Below are 206 nucleotides of genomic sequence, written 5' to 3'. Positions count from 1 at the left end.
CCGGCCGTGTTCACCGCCGCCACCGACAACGCCTCACCGAACGGCGCCACCCACTGCTCAACCTCGGCAACCGGACGCTCGATCAGCGCCATACCACCCTGACCGGCACACGCAAGCACGGCCTGGGAACGGGCCGCCACCACCAGGGCACCCTGCTCCAAGGTCAGCGCACCCGACACCACAGCAGCGACCACTTCGCCCTGCGA

The 206-nt window shown here is 69.9% G+C and carries 1 protein-coding gene; it reads right to left on the bottom strand.

What is annotated here, in order from left to right; translation table 11 throughout:
• Positions 1-194 (bottom strand): hypothetical protein (locus ACPXCS_RS39785; protein ID WP_425971268.1); only part of this gene is annotated, 194 nt, incomplete at its 3' end.
• Positions 195-206 lie beyond the last annotated feature (12 nt).

The organism is Streptomyces sp. DT190 (assembly GCF_049846985.1).
Lineage (GTDB): Bacteria > Actinomycetota > Actinomycetes > Streptomycetales > Streptomycetaceae > Streptomyces.
This window is presented reverse-complemented; position numbering and strand designations above follow the sequence as displayed.